This window comes from Pseudomonas sp. A (genome assembly GCF_056270345.1).
In genome coordinates, this window is sequence record NZ_CM149873.1 from 755103 (window position 1) to 776077 (window position 20975).

Annotated in this window: 18 protein-coding genes and 1 pseudogene; 10 read left to right on the forward strand and 9 right to left on the reverse strand. The window is 61.9% G+C overall.

The window, feature by feature from the left end:
* Nucleotides 1–517 precede the first annotated feature (517 nt).
* The 5 genes from mnmE to rpmH form a co-directional block, all read right to left on the reverse strand.
* Complete coding sequence (gene mnmE / locus AC0MAZ_RS03370; protein WP_475860167.1) at nt 518–1888, reverse strand: tRNA uridine-5-carboxymethylaminomethyl(34) synthesis GTPase MnmE; 1371 nt, start codon at nt 1886–1888, stop codon at nt 518–520.
* A gap of 87 nt (nt 1889–1975) precedes the next feature.
* Nucleotides 1976–3658, reverse strand: coding sequence for a membrane protein insertase YidC (gene yidC, locus AC0MAZ_RS03375; RefSeq protein WP_050707603.1), 1683 nt, complete (start codon nt 3656–3658; stop codon nt 1976–1978).
* 2 nt (nt 3659–3660) lie between these two features.
* Nucleotides 3661–3906, reverse strand: a complete 246-nt coding sequence (yidD, locus tag AC0MAZ_RS03380) for a membrane protein insertion efficiency factor YidD (protein ID WP_011536514.1) — start codon at nt 3904–3906, stop codon at nt 3661–3663.
* Nucleotides 3899–4300 (reverse strand): ribonuclease P protein component, encoded by a 402-nt coding sequence (gene rnpA, locus AC0MAZ_RS03385; protein WP_234560813.1) that lies wholly within the window; start codon nt 4298–4300, stop codon nt 3899–3901. The genes yidD and rnpA overlap by 8 nt, the downstream gene beginning before the upstream one ends.
* A gap of 13 nt (nt 4301–4313) precedes the next feature.
* Entirely contained in the window at nt 4314–4448 is a 135-nt protein-coding gene (gene rpmH / locus AC0MAZ_RS03390) for a 50S ribosomal protein L34 (protein WP_003253163.1), read from the reverse strand.
* Nucleotides 4449–5029: 581 nt separating this feature from the next.
* Here rpmH and dnaA point away from each other — a divergent pair.
* The 4 genes from dnaA to gyrB are packed head-to-tail and all read left to right on the forward strand — an operon-like array spanning nt 5030 to nt 11244.
* Entirely contained in the window at nt 5030–6556 is a 1527-nt protein-coding gene (gene dnaA, locus AC0MAZ_RS03395; protein ID WP_232855433.1) for a chromosomal replication initiator protein DnaA, read from the forward strand.
* Nucleotides 6557–6596: 40 nt separating this feature from the next.
* Nucleotides 6597–7700 (forward strand): DNA polymerase III subunit beta, encoded by a 1104-nt coding sequence (gene dnaN, locus AC0MAZ_RS03400; RefSeq protein WP_234560797.1) that lies wholly within the window; start codon nt 6597–6599, stop codon nt 7698–7700.
* Nucleotides 7701–7715: 15 nt separating this feature from the next.
* Nucleotides 7716–8819 (forward strand): DNA replication/repair protein RecF, encoded by a 1104-nt coding sequence (gene recF, locus AC0MAZ_RS03405; RefSeq protein WP_028690032.1) that lies wholly within the window; start codon nt 7716–7718, stop codon nt 8817–8819.
* Nucleotides 8820–8823: 4 nt separating this feature from the next.
* A complete protein-coding gene (gene gyrB / locus AC0MAZ_RS03410) occupies nt 8824–11244 on the forward strand; it encodes a DNA topoisomerase (ATP-hydrolyzing) subunit B (protein ID WP_232855434.1) in 2421 nt (806 codons plus the stop codon).
* A gap of 81 nt (nt 11245–11325) precedes the next feature.
* On the opposite strand, the gene AC0MAZ_RS03415 is transcribed toward gyrB, so the two are convergent.
* Both AC0MAZ_RS03415 and AC0MAZ_RS03420 read right to left on the reverse strand, forming a co-directional pair.
* The gene (locus tag AC0MAZ_RS03415; protein WP_232855435.1) at nt 11326–11961 is read right to left on the reverse strand and encodes a LysE family translocator; all 636 of its coding nucleotides are present in this window, start codon (nt 11959–11961) and stop codon (nt 11326–11328) included.
* Between the two features lie 102 nt (nt 11962–12063).
* Nucleotides 12064–12282: pseudogene (locus AC0MAZ_RS03420) on the reverse strand (2Fe-2S iron-sulfur cluster-binding protein); the annotation flags it as partial.
* Between AC0MAZ_RS03420 and AC0MAZ_RS03425 the strand changes: the two are divergent.
* Both AC0MAZ_RS03425 and AC0MAZ_RS03430 read left to right on the forward strand, forming a co-directional pair.
* Entirely contained in the window at nt 12238–12450 is a 213-nt protein-coding gene (locus AC0MAZ_RS03425) for a hypothetical protein (protein ID WP_232855501.1), read from the forward strand. The pseudogene AC0MAZ_RS03420 and the gene AC0MAZ_RS03425 sit on opposite strands and share 45 nt — an antisense overlap.
* Nucleotides 12451–12539: 89 nt before the next feature.
* Nucleotides 12540–13529 carry a threo-3-hydroxy-L-aspartate ammonia-lyase gene (locus AC0MAZ_RS03430; protein WP_475860172.1) on the forward strand — a complete coding sequence of 330 codons (990 nt, stop codon included), beginning with the start codon at nt 12540–12542 and terminating at the stop codon, nt 13527–13529.
* Between the two features lie 45 nt (nt 13530–13574).
* Here AC0MAZ_RS03430 and AC0MAZ_RS03435 read toward each other — a convergent pair whose 3' ends face one another.
* On the reverse strand, nt 13575–14873 hold the full coding sequence (locus tag AC0MAZ_RS03435) for a sigma-54 interaction domain-containing protein (protein WP_232855436.1): 1299 nt from the start codon (nt 14871–14873) through the stop codon (nt 13575–13577).
* 245 nt (nt 14874–15118) lie between these two features.
* On the opposite strand from AC0MAZ_RS03435, the gene AC0MAZ_RS03440 reads away from it, so the two are divergent.
* Genes AC0MAZ_RS03440 through AC0MAZ_RS03450 form a run of 3 tightly spaced genes read left to right on the forward strand, consistent with a single transcriptional unit; the run spans nt 15119 to nt 18137 of the window.
* Nucleotides 15119–16003 carry an MBL fold metallo-hydrolase gene (locus AC0MAZ_RS03440; RefSeq protein WP_475860174.1) on the forward strand — a complete coding sequence of 295 codons (885 nt, stop codon included), beginning with the start codon at nt 15119–15121 and terminating at the stop codon, nt 16001–16003.
* 41 nt (nt 16004–16044) lie between these two features.
* On the forward strand, nt 16045–17322 hold the full coding sequence (locus tag AC0MAZ_RS03445) for an NAD(P)/FAD-dependent oxidoreductase (protein ID WP_203649235.1): 1278 nt from the start codon (nt 16045–16047) through the stop codon (nt 17320–17322).
* A complete protein-coding gene (locus tag AC0MAZ_RS03450; protein ID WP_254463960.1) occupies nt 17319–18137 on the forward strand; it encodes a sulfite exporter TauE/SafE family protein in 819 nt (272 codons plus the stop codon). Before AC0MAZ_RS03445 ends, AC0MAZ_RS03450 begins: the two co-directional genes overlap by 4 nt.
* Here the strand turns inward: AC0MAZ_RS03450 and AC0MAZ_RS03455 are convergent.
* Entirely contained in the window at nt 18126–19013 is an 888-nt protein-coding gene (locus tag AC0MAZ_RS03455) for a LysR family transcriptional regulator (RefSeq protein ID WP_232855438.1), read from the reverse strand. The two genes, AC0MAZ_RS03450 and AC0MAZ_RS03455, sit on opposite strands and share 12 nt — an antisense overlap.
* 239 nt (nt 19014–19252) lie before the next feature.
* On the opposite strand from AC0MAZ_RS03455, the gene AC0MAZ_RS03460 reads away from it, so the two are divergent.
* Complete coding sequence (locus tag AC0MAZ_RS03460) at nt 19253–20902, forward strand: GMC family oxidoreductase (RefSeq protein WP_475860176.1); 1650 nt, start codon at nt 19253–19255, stop codon at nt 20900–20902.
* Nucleotides 20903–20975 lie beyond the last annotated feature (73 nt).

Here is a 20975-nt window from a genome sequence, read left to right on the forward strand (position 1 = left end):
TATAGGGACTTACCGCCCTTCAAAGAAACCTTCTGAGCAAAAAATGAGCAGGCTGTGGATGAGTGGCAGGCAAAAGAAAACAAAGAGGAAAAATTTAAAAAAGCTTTGTTTTTATGTTTATGTTTAGGGCCCATCCTGTCTGTGTATAAGTCTTTCAAGGCCACAGAATACGGCATGTACAGAGAATCAAAACCCTGTGTCGAAACGGGCTTGTGGGCTCTGGATAGCGCTGTTTAACCTGTGGATGAATATGCCTGTTACCCACAGGGCGGTTTGTCCTCAGAAAAAAAGCCCGGTTATCAACGGAGCTGAGGCCGAGTTTTCCACAGAGCTCCCGAGTCAGGACTTTAATCTGTGGATGACGTCGTGGGAGCGAGCTTGCCTAGCGAAGCAGGCTTACAGATTTGGCAACGGCTGCACCGGTGTTCGTGGGACAAGCCCGCTCCCACAAACCTGAATCACAGGCAAAAAAAAGCCGCTCCAGACTGGAGCGGCCTTGTTATCGAAGGGCTGTGGACTATTTGCCGATGCAGAAGCTCGAGAAAATCCTGCCAAGCAGGTCGTCCGAACTGAACGCCCCGGTGATTTCACCCAGCGCCTGCTGTGCCTGGCGCAGATCCTCCGCCAACAGCTCTCCGGCGCCAGCCAGGGTCAGCTGCGCACGACCATGCTCCAGGTGCTCACTGGCCTGGCGCAGCGCTTCCAGGTGCCGGCGACGGGCGCTGAAGCTGCTCTCCGCGGTCTGTTCATACCCCATGCAGGCCTTGAGGTGGTCACGTAGCAGGTCCAGCCCCATGTCGTCTTCGCGGGCACTCAGGGTAATGGTTACATGCCCATCGTCACTCTGCTCCATGCCGACACGTTCACCACTCAAGTCGGCCTTGTTACGGATGAGCGTGACCTTTGCCACATCTGGTCGTTGATCCAGGAATTCCGGCCACAGCGCAAAGGGATCACTGACTTCCGGTGCGGTCGAGTCGACGACCAGCAGCACCCGATCAGCCTCGCCGATGGCCTTGAGCGCCCTTTCCACCCCGATCTTTTCCACATGGTCATCGGTATCGCGCAGACCGGCGGTGTCGACCACATGCAACGGCATGCCATCGATGTGGATATGTTCGCGCAGGATGTCCCGGGTGGTGCCGGCGATATCGGTGACGATCGCCGCCTCGCGTCCGGCGAGCTGGTTGAGCAGGCTCGATTTGCCGGCGTTCGGCCGACCGGCGATGACCACCGTCATGCCGTCACGCAACAGGGCACCCTGCCCGGCCTCACGCTGCACTGTGGACAACTCGCTGCGCACGTCATCGAGCATGCGCAACACATGGCCGTCAGCGAGGAAGTCGATTTCTTCCTCAGGGAAGTCAATTGCGGCCTCGACGTAGATGCGCAAGGCAATCAGCGCTTCGGTCAGCCCATGCACGCGCTTGGAGAACGCTCCTTGCAACGAACGCAGGGCATTACGGGCAGCTTGCGTGGAGCTGGCTTCGATCAGGTCAGCGATGGCTTCGGCCTGGGCCAGGTCGAGCTTGTCGTTGAGGAACGCACGCTCGCTGAACTCGCCCGGGCGTGCCAACCGGCAGCCCAGTTGCAGGCAACGCTGCAGCAGCATGTCCATGACCACCGGCCCCCCGTGGCCCTGCAGCTCCAGCACGTCTTCGCCAGTGAACGAGTTCGGCCCGGGGAAGAACAGCGCGATGCCTTCGTCCAGGACCAGGCCATCGGCATCGCGGAACGGGCCGTAGTGGGCATGGCGCGGGGTCAGCGTGCGGCCGGTGATGGCCTGCCCGGCCTGGCTGGCCAGCGGCCCGGACAAGCGGACGATGCCAACCCCGCCGCGGCCCTGGGCGGTAGCGATGGCGGCAATGGTTTCACGCACAGTGTTCATGCTCGAAAGCCTCTACAACGAATTCGTCAGATAGCAAAAACGCCCCACTAGGGGGCGTTTTTATTCACAGGCAAACAGGCTTGCCCGTCAAGCGGCAGCTTTCTTGGTCGCTGCCTCGATGCTGCGGGTGATGTACCACTGCTGTGCGATCGACAGGCAGTTGTTCACAACCCAGTACAGCACCAGACCGGCCGGGAACCACAGGAAGAAGAAGGTGAAGATGATCGGCATCATTTTCATCACCTTGGCCTGCATCGGATCCGGCGGGGTCGGGTTCAGACGCTGCTGGATGAACATGGTGGCGCCCATGATGATCGGCAGGATGAAGAACGGATCCTTGATCGACAGGTCGGTGATCCACAGCATCCACGGTGCCTGGCGCATCTCTACGCTTTCCAGCAGTACCCAGTACAGGGCCAGGAACACCGGCATCTGTACCAGGATCGGCAGGCAGCCGCCCAGCGGGTTGATCTTCTCTTTCTTGTACAGCTCCATCATCGCCTGGGACATCTTCTGGCGATCGTCACCGAAGCGTTCCTTGAGCTGGGCCAGTTTCGGCGCCACGGCACGCATGCGCGCCATCGAGCGGTAGCTGGCGGCCGACAGCGGGAAGAACAGGCCTTTGATCAGCATGGTCAGGACAATGATCGACCAGCCCCAGTTGCCGAGCAGGCTGTGGATATGTTGCAGCAGCCAGAAGATCGGCTGGGCGATGAACCACAGGAAGCCGTAGTCGACGGTCAGTTCCAGGCCTGGGGACAGTTCCTTGAGCTTGGACTGGATCTTGGGACCGGCATACAGCATCGCGCTGGTTTCGACCTTGCCGCCGGCAGGGACGTCAAGCGCAGGGCCGGTGAAGCCGATGATGTAGTTGCCCTGGCTGTCCTTGCGGGTCTGGACGGCGTTGTTGTCCGACTTGCTCGGGATCCAGGCGGTCACGAAGTAGTGCTGCAGCCAGGCGACCCAGCCGCCGGTCACATTTTCTTTCAAATTGCCCTTGTCGATGTCTTTCATCGACACTTTCTTGTACGGCTCGGAAGCTGTCCACAGGGCGGCGCCCAGGTAGGTGGCCGTACCGGTGGCAGTGCTCGACGACGGATCGGAGCTGGCGTCGCGCTTGAGCTGGGCAAACATGTTGCCGCTCCAGGCCTGGCCGCTCTGGTTGTCGATCAGGTAGCTGACGGTCAGGTCGTACTCACCGCGCTTGAAGCTGAAGCGCTTGATGTAGTTGACGCCGTTCTCGCTGAACTTCAGGTCGACGGACAGTTGGTCCTGACCGTCGGCAAGCTGGAAGCTCTTCTGTTCGGCGGCGTACAGCGGGCGACCCGTGGAGCGGGCGTCCGGGCCGTTGGTGCCGGTCAGGCCGCTCTGGGCCAGGTACACGCGCTCGCTGCCGTTGTCGAACAGCTGGAACGGAATGTCCGGATGGTCCTGGCGACGTGGGTACTTCGGCAGGTTCAGCTGGACGATGTCACCACCGACCGGGTCGATAGCCAGGTCCAGGACATCGGTCTTGATCCGGATCAGGTCCTTGCTGACCGCGACCGGCGCCAGTTCAGCAGGGCTGGATTCAGCATTGGCGCTCGGCACATCGGCGCTTGCACCGGAGTTGCCGGCCGGCACGGTGTCCGGCAGGGCCGGGGCAGCATTGCTGGCAGCAGCATTCTGAGTCGGCAGGGCAGCCTGGCCATAGTCCTGGTTCCACTTGAGGACCATGACATAGGACACGATTGCCAGGGCGACGATCAGGATCGTGCGTTTAATATCCATGATTACTCGGCTATCGAAGAAGTTCGGGAGGAAGGAGCAGGTGGAACGGGATCGAAACCGCCGTCGTTCCACGGATGACAACGCCCCAGGCGACGAACGGCCAGCCACCCACCACGCAAGAGGCCATGGTTTTCGATGGCTTCATAGGCGTAACAGGAACAGCTGGGATAGAAACGACAGTGACTGGCCATCAGTGGACTGATGGCATAACGGTAGAACTGGATCGGAACGAGGGCCAGTTTACGCATCGTGACTGTCTACCCCTGCGGAATCGGCGACCGCTGGAGAGGGCCGACTGCGGACCAGTCGCTTCCAGAGCTTGCCAAAGTGTTGGTGCAATTCTGGGTTTTCCACTTCGCCCAACCCCTTGCGTGCAACGATCACGATATCCAGCCCTGCCAGCATTTGCTGGTTCAGGCGGAACGAATCGCGCATCAGGCGTTTCAGGCGATTGCGTTGAACGGCGAGCTTGACGCTCTTCTTGCCGATTACCAGGCCGAGGCGTGGATGATCGAGGCCGTTCTCGCGGGCAAGGATAAGCAGGTTTTTCCCTGGAACCTTGCCGGTTGGGGAGTCGAAGACCGCTTTGAAGTGCCGGGGTGTAAGCAGTCGCTTGTCCCGACTGAAGTCCTGACTCACCACCTGTACCGAAAAATCAAATGGCCAGACGCTTACGGCCTTTGGCACGGCGACGCGACAGAACGGCACGGCCGTTCTTGGTAGCCATACGGGCACGGAAACCGTGGGTGCGGGCGCGCTTGATGGTGCTTGGTTGGAAAGTACGTTTCATGGCGTGTTACCTGGGTTGGTCGACAACGGGCCGGAAGGGCCCCCTTTTTAAGAGATCGGCGATTCTAGAGAAAGCAAGGCGATAGGTCAATTTCCAACCAGCCTTTCCTTATGGAAGGTCGAGGCAGGTCGATGGGTGCTACCTCGACCTGGCTGACCTGAAAGCGGGCAAATCAAAAAAACAGAAGAGGCATATAAAAAGCTTTTCTGAAGAACTTATAGATCTTAGGTGGATAACCTTCTGTGGATAACCTATTTGAGCCCTTTAACTGCGGGCTGTACAGAAAACCATAACCTTGTCGGTAAGGGGTGTTCTGTCTGTGCCTGGGGTGAGGAAAACCTGTGGGGGAAAAGAGTGTTTATCCACAGCCGATTTATCCACAGATCAGAACCCAGGGTTGTGCATAGCCCACAGGTGCTGTTATCCACAGGGCTTATCAACAGTGCATGAGTGGTGTTCGAGTCGTTTTTTGGCGGATTTACCCTGATAGTGGGTGGCGTCACGTGTGGATAACTGACCGCCCGCCCGGTACAATGGCGGTTTGTTTTTGCCTCATCCGGCTTTCAACTCAGGGGATATCCGTGTCAGTGGAACTTTGGCAGCAGTGCGTGGAGCTTCTGCGCGATGAGCTGCCTGCCCAGCAATTCAACACCTGGATCCGCCCGCTACAGGTCGAAGCCGAAGGCGACGAGTTGCGCGTCTATGCGCCCAACCGCTTCGTGCTCGACTGGGTCAATGAAAAGTACCTTGGCCGCCTGCTCGAACTGCTGGGTGAACAGGGCAGCGGTATCGCTCCCGCCCTTTCCTTATTAATAGGCAGCCGTCGCAGCTCCGCAGCCCGTGCCGCTCCCAACGCCCCTGTCAGTGCCGCCGTCGCGGCAACCCTTGCGCAACAGGCGCAGGTGCAGCAGGCAGCGCCGGTGCTCGAGCCTGTCAGTGCACCTGTGGTGGAGCCGACGCAGGTTGCCGAAGTCGAAGAACCTTCTTCGCGCGACAGCTTCGACAGCATGGCCGAGATCGCGACCGCTCCGGTTGCCAGTGGGCGTACCGAGCAGCGTACGGTGCAGGTCGAGGGTGCCCTGAAGCACACCAGCTACCTGAACCGCACGTTCACTTTCGAAACCTTCGTCGAAGGCAAGTCGAACCAGCTGGCCCGGGCCGCAGCCTGGCAGGTTGCCGACAACCCCAAGCACGGCTACAACCCACTGTTCCTTTATGGTGGCGTCGGCCTGGGTAAGACGCACTTGATGCACGCTGTGGGTAACCACCTGCTGAAGAAGAACCCGAACGCCAAGGTGGTCTACCTGCATTCGGAGCGTTTCGTCGCCGACATGGTCAAGGCGCTGCAGCTGAACGCGATCAACGAATTCAAACGCTTCTACCGTTCGGTCGATGCGTTGCTCATCGATGACATCCAGTTCTTCGCCCGCAAGGAGCGTTCCCAGGAAGAGTTTTTCCACACCTTCAACGCCCTGCTCGAGGGCGGCCAGCAGGTGATCCTCACCAGCGACCGCTACCCGAAGGAGATCGAAGGCCTGGAAGAGCGCCTGAAGTCCCGCTTCGGCTGGGGCCTGACGGTGGCCGTCGAGCCGCCGGAGCTGGAAACCCGCGTGGCGATCCTGATGAAGAAGGCCGACCAGGCCAAGGTCGAGCTGCCGCACGATGCCGCGTTCTTCATCGCCCAGCGTATCCGCTCCAACGTGCGTGAGCTCGAAGGCGCCCTGAAGCGGGTGATTGCCCACTCGCACTTCATGGGCCGCGACATCACCATCGAGCTGATCCGTGAATCGCTCAAGGATCTTTTGGCGCTGCAGGACAAGCTGGTCAGTGTGGATAACATCCAGCGCACCGTGGCCGAGTACTACAAGATCAAGATCTCCGATCTGCTGTCCAAGCGGCGGTCGCGCTCCGTTGCGCGACCACGTCAGGTGGCCATGGCGTTGTCGAAAGAGCTGACCAACCACAGTCTGCCGGAGATCGGTGACATGTTCGGCGGCCGCGACCACACCACCGTTCTGCACGCCTGCCGCAAGATCAACGAATTGAAGGAATCCGACGCGGACATCCGCGAGGACTACAAGAACCTGCTGCGCACGCTGACGACCTGATGGCCGTCTGCGCAGCTAATTGAAGGCAAGGGACTAGACCATGCATTTCACCATTCAACGCGAAGCCCTGTTGAAACCCCTGCAACTGGTCGCAGGCGTCGTCGAGCGCCGCCAGACCTTGCCGGTCCTGTCCAACGTCCTGCTGGTCGTGCAAGGCCAGCAGCTGTCGTTGACCGGTACCGACCTGGAAGTCGAACTGGTTGGCCGCGTCCAGCTGGAAGAGCCTGCGGAGCCGGGCGAGATCACTGTTCCGGCGCGCAAGCTGATGGACATCTGCAAGAGCCTGCCCAGCGATGTGCTGATCGACATCAAGGTCGACGAGCAGAAGCTGCTGGTCAAGGCTGGCCGCAGCCGTTTCACCCTGTCCACCCTGCCGGCCAATGACTTCCCGACCGTGGAGGAAGGCCCAGGCTCGCTGACCTGCAACCTGGAACAGAGCAAGCTGCGCCGCCTGATCGAGCGCACCAGCTTCGCCATGGCCCAGCAGGATGTACGCTATTACCTCAACGGCATGTTGCTGGAAGTGTCCACCGATACCCTGCGCGCCGTCGCCACCGATGGCCACCGTCTGGCGCTGTGCGCCATGCAGGCGGCGATCGGCCAGGCTGAACGCCATCAGGTCATCGTGCCACGCAAGGGTATCCTCGAGCTGGCGCGCCTGCTCACCGATCCGGAAGGCATGGTCAGCATCGTCCTGGGCCAGCATCACATCCGTGCCACCACTGGTGAGTTCACCTTCACCTCCAAGTTGGTTGACGGCAAGTTCCCGGACTATGAGCGCGTCCTGCCCAAGGGCGGCGACAAGCTGGTGATCGGTGACCGCCAGGCGCTGCGCGAGGCGTTCAGCCGTACCGCGATCCTGTCCAACGAGAAGTACCGCGGCATCCGTCTGCAACTGGCCGCCGGCCAGCTGAAGATCCAGGCCAACAACCCGGAGCAGGAAGAAGCGGAAGAAGAGATCAGCGTCGACTATAACGGCAGCTCGTTGGAGATCGGTTTCAACGTCAGCTACCTGCTGGACGTGCTGGGTGTCATGACCACTGAACAGGTTCGCCTGATTCTGTCCGACTCCAACAGCAGCGCCTTGCTGCAGGAAGCCGGCAATGACGACTCGTCCTACGTTGTCATGCCGATGCGTCTGTAAGCCATAGCAGGCGACATGTCCCTTCGACGTCTCTCGGTCACCGCGGTGCGCAACCTGCACCCGGTGACCCTCTCACCCTCCCCCCGCATCAACATCCTTTACGGCGCCAACGGCAGTGGCAAGACCAGCGTGCTCGAAGCCGTGCACCTGCTGGGGCTCGCCCGCTCGTTCCGCAGCACCCGGTTGAACCCGGTGATTCAGTACGAGCAGCCGACCTGTACCGTATTCGGTCAGGTCGAACTGGCCGAAGGTGGTACCAGCAACCTGGGTGTTTCACGGGAGCGGCAGGGTGATTTCACCATCCGTATCGACGGCCAGAATGCGCGCAGTGCCGCGCAACTGGCCGAGATGTTGCCCCTGCAACTGATCAACCCGGACAGTTTCCGCCTGCTTGAAGGTGCGCCCAAGGTGCGCCGGCAGTTTCTCGACTGGGGCGTGTTCCACGTGGAACCTCGTTTCATGGCGACCTGGCAGCGCCTGCAGAAGGCCTTGCGGCAGCGGAACTCATGGCTGCGGCATGGTACACTTGATGCCGTTTCGCAAGCCGCCTGGGATCGGGAGTTATGTCTCGCCAGTGCGGAAATAGATGAATACCGTCGCAACTACATCAAGGCCTTGAAGCCTGTCTTCGAGCGTACCCTGAGCGAGCTGGTCGAACTGGACGGGCTGACCCTGAGCTACTACCGAGGCTGGGACAAGGACCGGGAACTCAACGAAGTCCTCGCAACCTCTCTCCTTCGCGATCAGCAGATGGGCCATACCCAGGCCGGGCCACAGCGTGCTGATCTGCGCCTGCGATTGGGCGCGAACAACGCGGCCGACATCCTCTCGCGCGGGCAGCAGAAGCTGGTGGTCTGTGCCCTGCGCATTGCCCAGGGACATCTGGTCAGCCAGGTTCGTCGCGGTCAGTGTATTTATCTGGTGGATGACCTGCCGTCCGAGTTGGACGAGCAGCACCGCCGCGCCCTGTGCCGCTTGCTTGAAGAATTGAACTGCCAGGTGTTCATCACCTGTGTAGACCACGAATTTCTGAGGGAAGGCTGGCAGACGGAAACGCCAGTCGCCTTGTTCCACGTGGAACAAGGCCGTATCACCCAGACCCACGACCATCGGGAGTGAAGGCATGAGCGAAAATCAAACGTACGACTCCTCCAGCATCAAGGTGCTGAAAGGGCTGGATGCCGTACGCAAGCGTCCCGGCATGTACATTGGCGACACCGATGACGGCAGCGGCCTGCACCACATGGTGTTCGAGGTGGTCGACAACTCGATCGACGAAGCCCTGGCCGGTCACTGCGATGACATCACCGTCATCATTCACCCGGACGAATCCATCAGCGTCCGTGACAACGGCCGTGGCATTCCAGTCGACGTGCATAAAGAAGAAGGCGTTTCCGCAGCCGAGGTCATCATGACCGTCCTGCACGCCGGCGGTAAGTTCGACGACAACTCCTACAAGGTATCCGGCGGTCTGCACGGCGTAGGTGTTTCGGTGGTGAACGCCCTGTCCGAGCAATTGGTGCTCACCGTTCGTCGTAGCGGCAAGATCTGGGAACAGACCTACGTCCATGGTGTGCCACAGGCGCCGATGGCGGTCGTCGGTGAGAGCGAAACCACCGGTACCCACATCCACTTCAAGCCCTCGGCTGAAACCTTCAAGAACATCCACTTCAGCTGGGACATTCTCGCCAAGCGTATCCGCGAGCTGTCGTTCCTGAACTCGGGTGTTGGCATCCTGCTGAAGGACGAGCGCAGCGGCAAGGAAGAGTTCTTCAAGTACGAAGGCGGCCTGCGCGCATTCGTTGAATACCTGAACACCAACAAGACCCCGGTCAATTCCCAGGTCTTCCACTTCAACGTCCAGCGTGACGATGGCGTGGGTGTCGAAGTCGCCCTGCAGTGGAACGACAGCTTCAACGAAAACCTGCTGTGCTTCACCAACAACATTCCCCAGCGCGATGGTGGTACCCACCTGGTCGGTTTCCGTTCCTCGCTGACCCGTAGCCTGAACAGCTACATCGAGCAGGAAGGTCTGGCGAAGAAGAACAAGGTCGCCACCACCGGTGACGACGCCCGTGAAGGTCTGACCGCGATCATCTCGGTCAAGGTGCCGGATCCGAAGTTCAGCTCGCAGACCAAGGACAAGCTGGTTTCCTCGGAGGTGAAGACCGCCGTGGAACAGGAGATGAACAAGTACTTCGCCGACTTCCTGTTGGAGAACCCCAACGAAGCCAAGGCCGTGGTCGGCAAGATGATCGACGCTGCCCGTGCCCGTGAAGCGGCGCGTAAAGCCCGTGAGATGACGCGCCGCAAAGGCGCGCTGGACATCGCTGGCCTGCCGGGCAAACTGGCCGACTGCCAGGAGAAGGACCCTGCCCTTTCCGAACTGTACCTGGTGGAGGGTGACTCCGCAGGTGGTTCGGCCAAGCAAGGCCGTAACCGCCGCACCCAGGCGATCCTGCCGCTCAAGGGCAAGATCCTCAACGTCGAGAAAGCGCGCTTCGATAAGATGATCTCTTCCCAGGAGGTCGGCACGCTGATCACCGCACTGGGTTGTGGCATCGGCCGCGAAGAGTACAACATCGACAAGCTGCGTTATCACAACATCATCATCATGACCGATGCTGACGTCGACGGTTCGCACATCCGTACCCTGCTGCTGACCTTCTTCTTCCGGCAGCTGCCGGAGCTGGTCGAGCGTGGCTACATCTATATCGCCCAGCCACCGCTGTACAAGGTGAAGAAAGGCAAGCAGGAGCAGTACATCAAGGACGACGAGGCCATGGAAGAATACATGACCCAGTCGGCCCTTGAGGATGCCAGCCTGCACCTGGACGAAGCTGCGCCAGCCGTCTCCGGTGTTCAGCTGCAAGCCCTAGTAAATGAATTCCGCGGTGTGATGAAGACGTTGAAGCGTCTGTCGCGTCTGTACCCGGAAGAGCTGACCGAGCACTTCATCTACCTGAATAAGGTTTCCCTCGAGCAACTGGCCAACAAGGCGCAGATGGACGATTGGCTGAAGGCGTTCCAGCAGCGCCTGGATAACAGCCAGCGCTCCGGTCTGGTTTATAAAGCCGACTTGCATGAGGACAAGGAGCGCAACCTCTGGCTGCCTGTCGTTGAAACGACATCCCATGGTTTGGCCAGCTATGTCACCTTCAACCGTGACTTCTTCGGCAGCAATGACTACAAGACTGTCGTTGCCCTGGGTGAAAAGCTGGGTACCTTGCTGGGCGACGGCGCCTATGTTCAGCGTGGCGAACGTCGCAAGGCAGTTACCGAGTTCAAGGAAGCCCTCGACTGGCTGATGAACGAAAGCACCAAGCGCCACACCATCCAGCGATACAAAGGGCTGGGTGAGATGAACCCGGACCAGCTGTGGGAAACCACCATGGATCCGACCGTGCGCCGCATGCTCAAGGTGACCATCGAGGACGCCATCGCCGCCGATCAGCTGTTCAACACCCTGATGGGTGATGCGGTCGAACCGCGTCGCGACTTCATTGAAAGCAATGCGCTGTCGGTGTCCAACCTGGACTTCTGATCTTTCGGTCGGACACGCAAAAGAAAAAAGCCAATACGCGAGTATTGGCTTTTTTTTTGAATCAGCAGGTATGACTGATATTCAGGCAACTTTCGCCTGAACGGTGAACAGGCTCGCTCCCAGCGCCACGAACGAGGCGCCGAACAGCCGGTTCATCAACCGCGCACGGTTCGGCGAGGCGAGCTTGCGACGCAGCACCTGGGCCAGGGTCACATAGAAGGCGTGGGAGACGATCGAGCAGGCCGCGAAGGTCAGTACGAGAATGCCCAGCTGCACGGTCGAATCACTGCCCGGACGGATGAACTGCGGCAGGAACGCTGCGAAGAACAGGATCGCCTTGGGGTTGGTCAGCGCCACCGTCACGCCGTTGAGCATCAGCCTGTTATTGGTGGAGGCGCGCCCGGCCGGCTGGTCGAGTTTGTCGAAGGCGCTGGTGCGGCTCCTCCACTGCTTGACGCCCAGGTAGATCAGGTAGCTCGCGCCGAGCACCTTGAGTAGCAGTAAGGCGGTGGCGGACGCCTGTAGCACCACCCCCAACCCGGCACTGGTGGCGGCCGAGATTGCCAGCAAGCCGAAGGCGTTGCCGATCGAGCCGAGCATCGCCCGTCGCGGTCCGTAGGCCACCGAGTTGGACAGCGCCATGATGACCCCGGGACCTGGGGTCAGGGTAACCAGCATGGCGACGACGACAAAACCGAACCATTCGTGAAGCGACATCCTTGTACATCTCCTGGGGAACACCACATAGATTCGACGGACTGTAACAGATAGTTGCCCTGCTCATGAATGGCCGGCACCGCTTGCGATTACCGGCGGTCTTTACAGGTCCAGCACCAGGCGAGGCGACTTGCAACCCGACACGCAGATCATCATCGTCTTCCCTGCTTCCTGCTCGTGAGGGCTGAGCACGAAGTCGCGGTGGTCGGGCGTGCCTTCCAGCACAGTGGTTTCGCAGGAGCCGCACACCCCTTCCCGGCAGCTGAACGAGACCAGATGACCTGCGTCGAGCAGCGTGTCGATCAGGCTGCCGCGCCCGGGTCGAAACTCGCCAGCGCGCTGGGCCGCGGCACCCTCAATTTCCCGGCATTGGTCGATGCGATGCAGTACACCGGCTGGAAAGGGATGGTCGGTTTTGAAACCCGGGGCGGCACCCTGATGGGCGGTGTCAGTCACCTCAACCAGTTGGTGGCGGCTTCGACCCACTGATCAGCGAGACGCGAGGCACAGCCTCTCGTAAAACACGCGCACGGCAGCTAATCTGGCTGCCGTGCGTGTCTTCGTGCCAAGGAATCGCCATGACCGAACAATCGCTACCTACAGTCCAGGACGTGCAAGCCGCAGCCGATCGCCTGCAAGGCCATGTCCACCGTACTCCTGTGTTCACCTCCTCCACCCTCGACGCCCGGGTTGATGCGCAGGTCTTCTTCAAGTGCGAACAGTTTCAGCGCATGGGCGCCTTCAAGATTCGTGGCGCGCTCAATGCGCTGATGCGGCTCGATCCGGCCAGCCGGCAACGCGGAGTGGTCGCTTATTCGTCTGGCAACCACGCCCAGGGCGTCGCCCTCGCCGCCCGGGAGCTGGGTATGCCGGCGGTGATCGTGATGCCCGCCGACGCCCCTGCGGCAAAACGGGCAGCCACCGAAGGCTACGGTGCCACTGTGGTCGCCTATGACCGCTACCGCGAAGACCGTCTCGCCATCGCCCGTCAGTTGCAGTTGGATCACGGTTACACGCTGATCCCTCCGTTCGATCACCCGGATGTGATCGCCGGGCAAGGCACCGCGGCGCTCGAGCTGTTCGAGGAGACTGGCCCGCTGGACGTATTGCTGGTACCGGTGGGCGGCGGTGGGCTGATTTCCGGCTGTGCCCTGGCGGCGCATTTACGCAGCCCCGACTGCGAAGTGATCGGGGTCGAACCCGAGGCCGGCAACGACGGTCAGCAGTCCTTCCGCACCGGCAAACTGGTGAGCATCGACACGCCAGCGACCCTGGCCGATGGCGCGCAGTCGCAGTCGCTGGGGACGATCACCTTTCCATTGATCCAGCAGCTGGTGAGCGACATGGTCACGGTATCGGACGCGGAGTTGCTGCAGGCCATGGGTTTTCTGGCTGAGCGCATGAACCTGTTGGTCGAGCCCACCGGCTGCCTGGCGGCAGCAGCGGTAGTGAAGCTGCGCGAACGGCTGCGGGGCAAGCGAGTCGGGGTCATCCTCACCGGCGGCAACGTCGACCTGCAGCACTATGCGCGTTTGCTACTCGAAGCCGAGGGCGCCGCGCCCCGCTGACAGGAGGTAACGACTCAAATCCTCGGGATGTTTCACGTGGAACATTTACAGCCCGAGGGTTTTGAGTCGCCGATACAGCGTGCGTTCACTCATGCCCAGATGTGCTGCCAGTTCGTTGCGTGATCCTTTGAAGGTCTCCAGGGCGTGCGCCAGGTCGGCCATTTCTTTGCGCCCCCGACTGCGCAAGTGGCCCTGATCTGACATCGGATGGATGTCTTCGGGCAGATGTTCCGGACGAATGAAACCGTCATCGGCAAACAGCCTGGCCCGTTCCAGGATGTTCCTGAGCTCACGAATGTTGCCTGGGAAGGTATGCAGGTTGAGGCACGAGAGTGTTTCGGCGGTAACCTTGGGCGAGTGCTTGCCGGCCATGCGTTGCAGCAGACTCTCACAGAGCAACGGCAAATCCTCGACCCGCTCACGCAGTGATGGCAGGCGAATCGGGAATCCGCTGATGCGGTAATACAGGTCTTCGCGGAACGTCCCTTCGGCGGCCATCTCTTTCAATGGCTTGTGCGTGGCCGAGACCAGGCGAAAGTCCGAATGGACCGTGCGCGTGCTGCCGACCGGGCGGAAGCTGCCGGACTCGATCAGGCGCAGCAGCTTCACCTGCATCGCCAGCGGTACTTCACCGATCTCATCGAGGAACAGGGTGCCACCGTGAGCGGCTTCGGCCAGGCCGATCTTGCGTTGGGTCGCACCGGTGAAGGCGCCCTTCTCATAGCCGAACAGTTCACTCTCGAACAACGACTCGGTCAGCCCGGTACAGTCCACCACCACCAGGGGACCATTGGCTCGGGGGCTGCCCAGGTGCAAGGCGCGGGCGAACAGCTCCTTGCCCGTGCCCGACTCGCCCTGGAGCAGTACCGGAATCTGCGCAGGGGCTGCACGTTGCAAACTGGCCACGGCGGTCTTGAAAGCTGGCGCCCGGCCAACCAGTCCTTGTTGTTGAGGTTGTGCCGATGCCAGGGTGACGCTGGTCAGGCGTTCGACGAAGGCCACTACCCTGCCCTCGTGATCGAGGATCGGGCGCAGCTCTACATCCACATGTTCCGGCCCTCGCGGGGTGTGATGGATGTGCAGCACGCGCTCCGGCACCTTGCTGTCCAGCGATTTGCGCAGTGGGCAATGTTCCCCGGCCTGGTCGCAGGGCACGGCATAGTGGTGCGAGACCCGGTGGCATTTTTCGCCGATCGGCGCGTGCTCCTCGTTGCCGAACTGGCGACGGTACGCCGCGTTGGCAGCCAGGATGTTGTAGTCGGTGTCCAACACGATACTGGGCAGGACATCGTGTTCGAGGTAGGACACCAGCGCGAGGATCGCGGGATGGGAAGCGGCTAGCATGACAGCACCAGATGAAGGACCTGGCGAGGGTAGCAAGGACTGCCAAACACTGCCATTGGCTGACAGTCGACTGCCAGGAACTGTCACCTTTGGTTGGTTGGAATGGGGCTGCTGCGCAGCCCATCGCGGCACAAGGCCGCTCCTACAAGGGGGCGGCGTCCTATCTGAAAGGCTGGCATGTATCTTGATAAAGCACCCTCCACTGCCTATGCCTTCAAGGAGGCCTGGGATAACTGGAGAGTGCAATGATCATCGGCAACAACCTTCACGTCGAAGCATTCTTCGACAAGGCGACCTGGACCATCAGCTACCTGGTCATGGATGGCGAGACGCGCCAATGCGCGCTGATCGACAGCGTGCTGGACTATGACCCCAAGTCCGGGCGCACCTGCACCGATTCGGCGGACAAGCTGATTGCTCGCGTCGAGGCGCTGGATGCCAAGGTGCAATGGATCCTGGATACCCACGTGCACGCAGACCATCTGTCCGCCGCGGCCTACCTCAAGGAGCGGCTTGGCGGCAGCATCGCGATCGGTGCGCAGATCACCCAGGTGCAGAAAGTCTTCGGCACCCTGTTCAACGCCGAGCCGGGTTTTGCCCGTGACGGCAGTCAGTTCGACGTCCTGTTCGAAGATGAAGAAGGATTTCGCATCGGCAACCTGCATGCCCGTGCCCTGCACACCCCAGGGCATACCCCGGCGTGCATGAGCTACATGGTCGAGGACGCAGGTGAGAAGGCCGTGTTCGTCGGCGACACCTTGTTCACCCCCGACTACGGCACCGCCCGTTGCGATTTTCCGGGCGCCAGCGCGCGAACCCTGTACCGGTCGATCCGTCGCCTGCTCGCCTTCCCCGACCAGACCCGGCTGTTCATGTGCCATGACTACCTGCCCGGTGGTCGTGAGTTGTGTTACGTCACCACCGTGGCCGAGCAACGCGCCGACAACATTCATATCCACGAAGGTGTCAGTGAAGAGAGCTTCGTCGAGATGCGCGAAGCCCGTGACAAGACCCTCGACATGCCCGTGCTGATCCTGCCGTCGGTGCAGATCAACATGCGCAGCGGGCAATTCCCCGAACCTGAAGCCAACGGCGTGAGCTACCTGAAGATCCCGCTGAACAAGCTGTAAGCCACGCCGTACCCATAACGAGATTTCCAAGGAACACCGCCATGCCTGCCCTGTCCCCTGCCGATTCCTCCCGTGCCGACCACCACAAGGTGGTGATCGTCGGCGCCGGTGCCGCCGGTATCGCCACCGCCTCCAGCCTGATCGCCCGTGATCCGTCGCTGGATATTGCCCTGATCGACCCCGCCGACGTGCACTATTACCAGCCCGGCTGGACCATGGTCGGCGCCGGTGTGTTCAAGGCGCCGAGTACCGCCCAGACCATGGCGGCCACCCTGCCCCGTGGCGTGCGCTGGATCAAGGCACGGGTGGAGGGCTTCGACCCTCAGGGGCAGCTGGTGGTGCTCGAGGACGGGCGTGCGGTCAGCTATGAGCAACTGGTGGTCTGCCCGGGATTGAAACTCGACTGGAACGCTATCGAGGGTTTGAGCGAGACCCTCGGACGCAACGGCGTCACCTCCAACTACCGCTACGACCTGGCGCCCTACACCTGGCAACTGGTGCAGAACCTCAAGCAGGGGCGCGCCCTCTTCACCCAGCCGCCGATGCCGATCAAATGCGCCGGTGCGCCGCAGAAGGCGCTGTACCTGTCCTGCGATCACTGGTTGCGCAATGGGCACCTGGGCAATGTCAGGGCCAGCTTCTTCAATGCCGGGGCGGTGCTGTTCGGTGTACCGGACTATGTGCCGGCGCTGATGAGCTACATCGACAAGTACGGCGTGGACCTGAACTATCAGCATCGCCTGACGGCGGTGGATGGTCCGAACAAGCGCGCCACGTTCATCCGTACCCTCCCCGACGGCAGCACCGAGACCCGGGTCGAGGCCTTTGACATGCTGCATGTGGTGCCGCCCCAGGTGGCGCCTGACTTCATCCGCCAGAGCCCGCTGGCCGATGCGGCGGGCTGGGTGGATGTCGATCCCCATACCCTGCGTCATCGCCAGTTCGGTAATGTCCACGCGCTGGGTGACGTGGCCAATACCAGCAACGCCAAGACCGCCGCCGCCGCCCGCAAGCAGGCGCCGGTGGTGGCCAACAATGTGCTGGTGGCACTCGGTCGCCTGTCGACCCTGGCCCAGTACGACGGCTACGGCTCCTGCCCGTTGACGGTCGAGCGCGGCAAGATCGTCCTGGCCGAGTTCACCTATGGCGGCAAGGTCGCGCCGAGCTTCCCGCGCTGGCTGCTCGATGGCCGCAAGCCGACGCGCCTGGCCTGGTTGCTCAAGGCGCAGATCCTGCCGCCGCTGTACTGGAAAGCCATGCTCAAGGGCCGCGAGTGGCTGGCCCGGCCGCAACCTCTGGTGGTCGAGGCGCAGCAGTGATCGAACAGCAACTGCTGGGCGCCGGGCTCGGCGCGATCATTGGCGCGGTGCTGGCCCTGACCGGCGCAGGCGGCGGCATCCTCGCGGTGCCGCTGCTGGTGTTCGGCCTGGGGCTGAGCATGGTCGAGGCGGCGCCGATCGGCCTGCTGGCGGTGGGGCTGGCAGCTGCGGTCGGTGCGGTGCTCGGCCTGCGCCAGGGGCTGGTGCGCTACCGGGCGGCCCTGTTTATCGCGGTGATCGGGATTGCCTGTGCGCCCTTCGGGCTTATGCTCGCTCACCGAGTCCCCAATACGCCGTTGGCCTTGGTGTTCGCCGGGGTGCTGGTGTACGCCTGCCTGCGGATCTGGCGCAAGGCGGCGCGTGAGCTGCGTGGCGAGTCACCCTGTGGTGAGCGGGAGATCATGCCCTGTGTGCTTAACCCGCTGCAGGGGCGCTTGCGCTGGACCCTGCCCTGCGCCCGGGCGCTGGCATTCACCGGGATGCTGTCGGGGTTGCTGTCAGGCCTGCTGGGTGTCGGTGGTGGCTTCGTGATCATCCCGGCACTGAACCGCTATACCAACCTGAACATGAAAAGCATCGTCGCCACCTCGCTGGCGGTGATCGCCCTGGTGTCCATCGGCAGCGTGGTCAGCGCCAGCGTGGCGGGGGTGATGCACTGGAGGGTCGGGGCGCCGTTCGCCGTGGGGGCGGTGCTGGGTCTCTTGCTGGCGCGGCCATTGGCGAGCAAGCTGGCCGGCCCTCGTCTGCAGCAGCTGTTCGCCGTGGTGGGCTGTAGCGCTGCGGTACTGCTGGCCGGCAAGGCGCTACTCGGCTAGCAACTCGTCCTGTTCGGCAGTGCACAGCGCCAGCAGGTAGTCCCACACCACCCGCAGGCGTACCGACTTGTGCAGCTCGCGGCGGGTGCAGATCCAGTAGCTGCGCTGGATGGTCTCGCTGGGCAGCACACGCACCAGCTTGGAGTCGTGGCGAGCCATGTAGTTGGGTAGCACGGCAATACCCAGCCCAGCCTGCGCGGCTTGCTGCTGGGCGATCACGCTGGTGCTGCGGAACACCACGTTGGGCGCCCGGCAGAAACTGTTGAGGAACAGCAGCTCCTGGCTGAACAGCAGGTCGTCGACATAGCCGATCCAGCTATGCCGGGCCAGGTCTTCGCGGCTGTGCAGCGGCGGTGCGCGGTCCAGATAATCCTGGCTGGCGTAAAGGGCCAGGCGGTAGTCGGTGAGCTTGCGGGTGATCAGCAGGTCGGCGTTGGGGCGTTCCAGGTGAATGCTGATCTCGGCTTCGCGGTTGAGGATGCTGACGAAACGCGGCACGGCCACCAGCTCCACTTCAAGCCCCGGGTAGCGCTGGAACAAGGCTTTCATGCGCGGGGTGAAGAACATGATGCCGATGCCTTCGGTCACCCCCAGGCGGATCTTGCCCAGCGGCGTGATGGCCTGGGTGATTTCTTCCTGCGCCAGCAGGGCGACGTTCTCCATGGCTTCGGCGTGCTTGAGCAGGGCCTGGCCGGAGGGCGTGAGTTCGTAGCCCTGGGCGTGCTGGACGAACAGTGCGGTGCCCAGGTGCTTTTCGATGCTCTCGATATGCCGGGCCACGGTGCTGTGGGTGGTGTTGAGGCGCTTGGCGGCGGTTAGCAGGCGGCCGCTGCGCTGCAACTCGAGGAAAAACCGCAGATCGTTCCAGTCGAACATGCTTGTCCCTTTGGCTGTTCGCGCTGGCCCTTTCGCGGGTAAACCCGCTCCCACAGGCTCACCGCCGACCCTGAATTCGGCGATAACCCTGTGGGAGCGGGTTTACCCGCGAAGGGGCCGGCTCAGGTATGGCGCTGTGCTAAAACGCACAACGGCTGCGCGAAATCTCGTGTTTCCTCGGCGAAATTAATCAATAAGATGGATCGGGACAAGAATAATAATCAGGCGCGAGGTTGCACATGCCATCAGCCGATCCTGTCTACGACTATGTGGTCGTGGGTGCCGGTCCCGCCGGTTGCCTGCTGGCCAACCGCTTGTCCGCCGACCCTTCGTGCCGCGTATTGCTGCTCGAGGCGGGTGGCCGCGACAACTATCCCTGGATTCACATCCCCGTCGGTTACCTCTACTGCATCGGCAACCCACGCACCGACTGGTGCCTGAAGACCGAGGCCCAGCCCGGCCTGAACGGTCGCATCCTGGGTTATCCACGGGGCAAGGTGCTGGGCGGCTGCTCGTCGATCAACGGCATGATCTACATGCGTGGCCAGGCCGCCGACTACGACCGCTGGGCCGAGCAAGGCAATGACGGGTGGGCGTGGAAGGATGTGTTGCCCTTGTTCAAGGCCAGCGAGAACCACTTCGCCGGCGCCAGCGACAGCCACGGCGTCGAGGGGGAATGGCGGGTCGAGCAGCAGCGCTACAGCTGGCCGATCCTCGATGCCTTCCGCGATGCCGCCGAGCAGAGTGGCATTGCCAAGGTCGGCGACTTCAATACGGGTGACAACGCCGGCTGTGGATACTTTCAGGTCAATCAGCGCAGCGGTGTGCGCTGGAACTCGGCCAAGGCGTTTCTCAGGCCCATCCTCAAGCGCCCCAACCTGACAGTGTTGACGGGCGTACAGGTCGACCAGGTGCTGCTCGACACTACCCGCGCCCGGGCGGTGAAGGCCTTGTGGCAAGGTGCCTGGCATGAGTTCGCCGCCCGTCGAGAGATCATCCTGTGCGCGGGCTCCGTGGGCTCGCCCGGCATTCTGCAACGCTCCGGCATCGGCCCACGCAAGCTGCTCGAAGACCTGGGTATCGGGGTTCGTCATGAGATGCCCGGGGTTGGCGGCAACCTTCAGGACCATCTGCAGTTGCGGTTGATCTACCAGATCCGCAACACCCGCACCCTCAACCAGATGGCCAACAGCCTGTGGGGCAAGCTGGGCATGGGCCTGCGCTACGCCTACGACCGTAGCGGCCCGTTGGCCATGGCGCCGAGCCAGCTGGGCGCCTTCGCCCGTTCAGGCCCCGAGCAGGCAACCGCCAACCTGCAATACCACGTGCAGCCGTTGTCGCTGGACCGTTTCGGCGAACCGCTGCACCGCTTCCCGGCCTTCACTGCCTCGGTGTGCAACCTGCGCCCGGCGAGCCGTGGGCGCATCGACATCCGCTCGGCGGACATGAATGCCGCGCCGGTGATCGACCCCAACTACCTCAGTGGCCCCGAGGACCTGCGCGTGGCCGCCGAGGCCATCCGCCTCACCCGGCGCATCGTCCAGGCCCCTGCCCTGGCGGCGTTCGATCCTCGCGAGTACTTGCCAGGCCCTGCCCTGCAGAGCGACGAAGATCTGCACCAGGCCGCCGCTCAGATCGGCACCACCATCTTCCACCCGGTGGGCACCTGCCGCATGGGCAGCGGCACGCTCGACGTTGTGGATAACCAGCTGCGCGTGCATGGCATCCCAGGCTTGCGCGTGGCCGACGCTTCGATCATGCCGCAGATCGTCTCCGGCAATACCTGTTCACCCACGTTGATGATTGCCGAAAAGGCGGCACAACTGATCCTCAAGGGGGCCAATACCCAGACCAACCTCAGCGACGCCAGCGCGATACCGACGCCCTGACCCGGGTGTTTGCAACAGCGGCGGCTTGTGGTCGCAAGTCGTCGGCAGTGGAACAACAAGAATAATCACTGTG

Excerpts from the sequence above, each read along its gene's own strand:
- mnmE (WP_475860167.1), bottom strand. The coding sequence starts at position 1,888 with ATGAACACTGTGCGTGAAACCATTGCCGCCATCGCTACCGCCCAGGGC.
- yidC (WP_050707603.1), bottom strand. The coding sequence starts at position 3,658 with ATGGATATTAAACGCACGATCCTGATCGTCGCCCTGGCAATCGTGTCC.
- yidD (WP_011536514.1), bottom strand. The coding sequence starts at position 3,906 with ATGCGTAAACTGGCCCTCGTTCCGATCCAGTTCTACCGTTATGCCATC.
- rpmH (WP_003253163.1), bottom strand. The coding sequence starts at position 4,448 with ATGAAACGTACTTTCCAACCAAGCACCATCAAGCGCGCCCGCACCCAC.
- dnaN (WP_234560797.1), top strand. The coding sequence starts at position 6,597 with ATGCATTTCACCATTCAACGCGAAGCCCTGTTGAAACCCCTGCAACTG.
- recF (WP_028690032.1), top strand. The coding sequence starts at position 7,716 with ATGTCCCTTCGACGTCTCTCGGTCACCGCGGTGCGCAACCTGCACCCG.
- gyrB (WP_232855434.1), top strand. The coding sequence starts at position 8,824 with ATGAGCGAAAATCAAACGTACGACTCCTCCAGCATCAAGGTGCTGAAA.
- AC0MAZ_RS03415 (WP_232855435.1), bottom strand. The coding sequence starts at position 11,961 with ATGTCGCTTCACGAATGGTTCGGTTTTGTCGTCGTCGCCATGCTGGTT.
- AC0MAZ_RS03425 (WP_232855501.1), top strand. The coding sequence starts at position 12,238 with ATGACCTGCGTCGAGCAGCGTGTCGATCAGGCTGCCGCGCCCGGGTCG.
- AC0MAZ_RS03430 (WP_475860172.1), top strand. The coding sequence starts at position 12,540 with ATGACCGAACAATCGCTACCTACAGTCCAGGACGTGCAAGCCGCAGCC.
- AC0MAZ_RS03435 (WP_232855436.1), bottom strand. The coding sequence starts at position 14,873 with ATGCTAGCCGCTTCCCATCCCGCGATCCTCGCGCTGGTGTCCTACCTC.
- AC0MAZ_RS03440 (WP_475860174.1), top strand. The coding sequence starts at position 15,119 with ATGATCATCGGCAACAACCTTCACGTCGAAGCATTCTTCGACAAGGCG.
- AC0MAZ_RS03445 (WP_203649235.1), top strand. The coding sequence starts at position 16,045 with ATGCCTGCCCTGTCCCCTGCCGATTCCTCCCGTGCCGACCACCACAAG.
- AC0MAZ_RS03455 (WP_232855438.1), bottom strand. The coding sequence starts at position 19,013 with ATGTTCGACTGGAACGATCTGCGGTTTTTCCTCGAGTTGCAGCGCAGC.
- AC0MAZ_RS03460 (WP_475860176.1), top strand. The coding sequence starts at position 19,253 with ATGCCATCAGCCGATCCTGTCTACGACTATGTGGTCGTGGGTGCCGGT.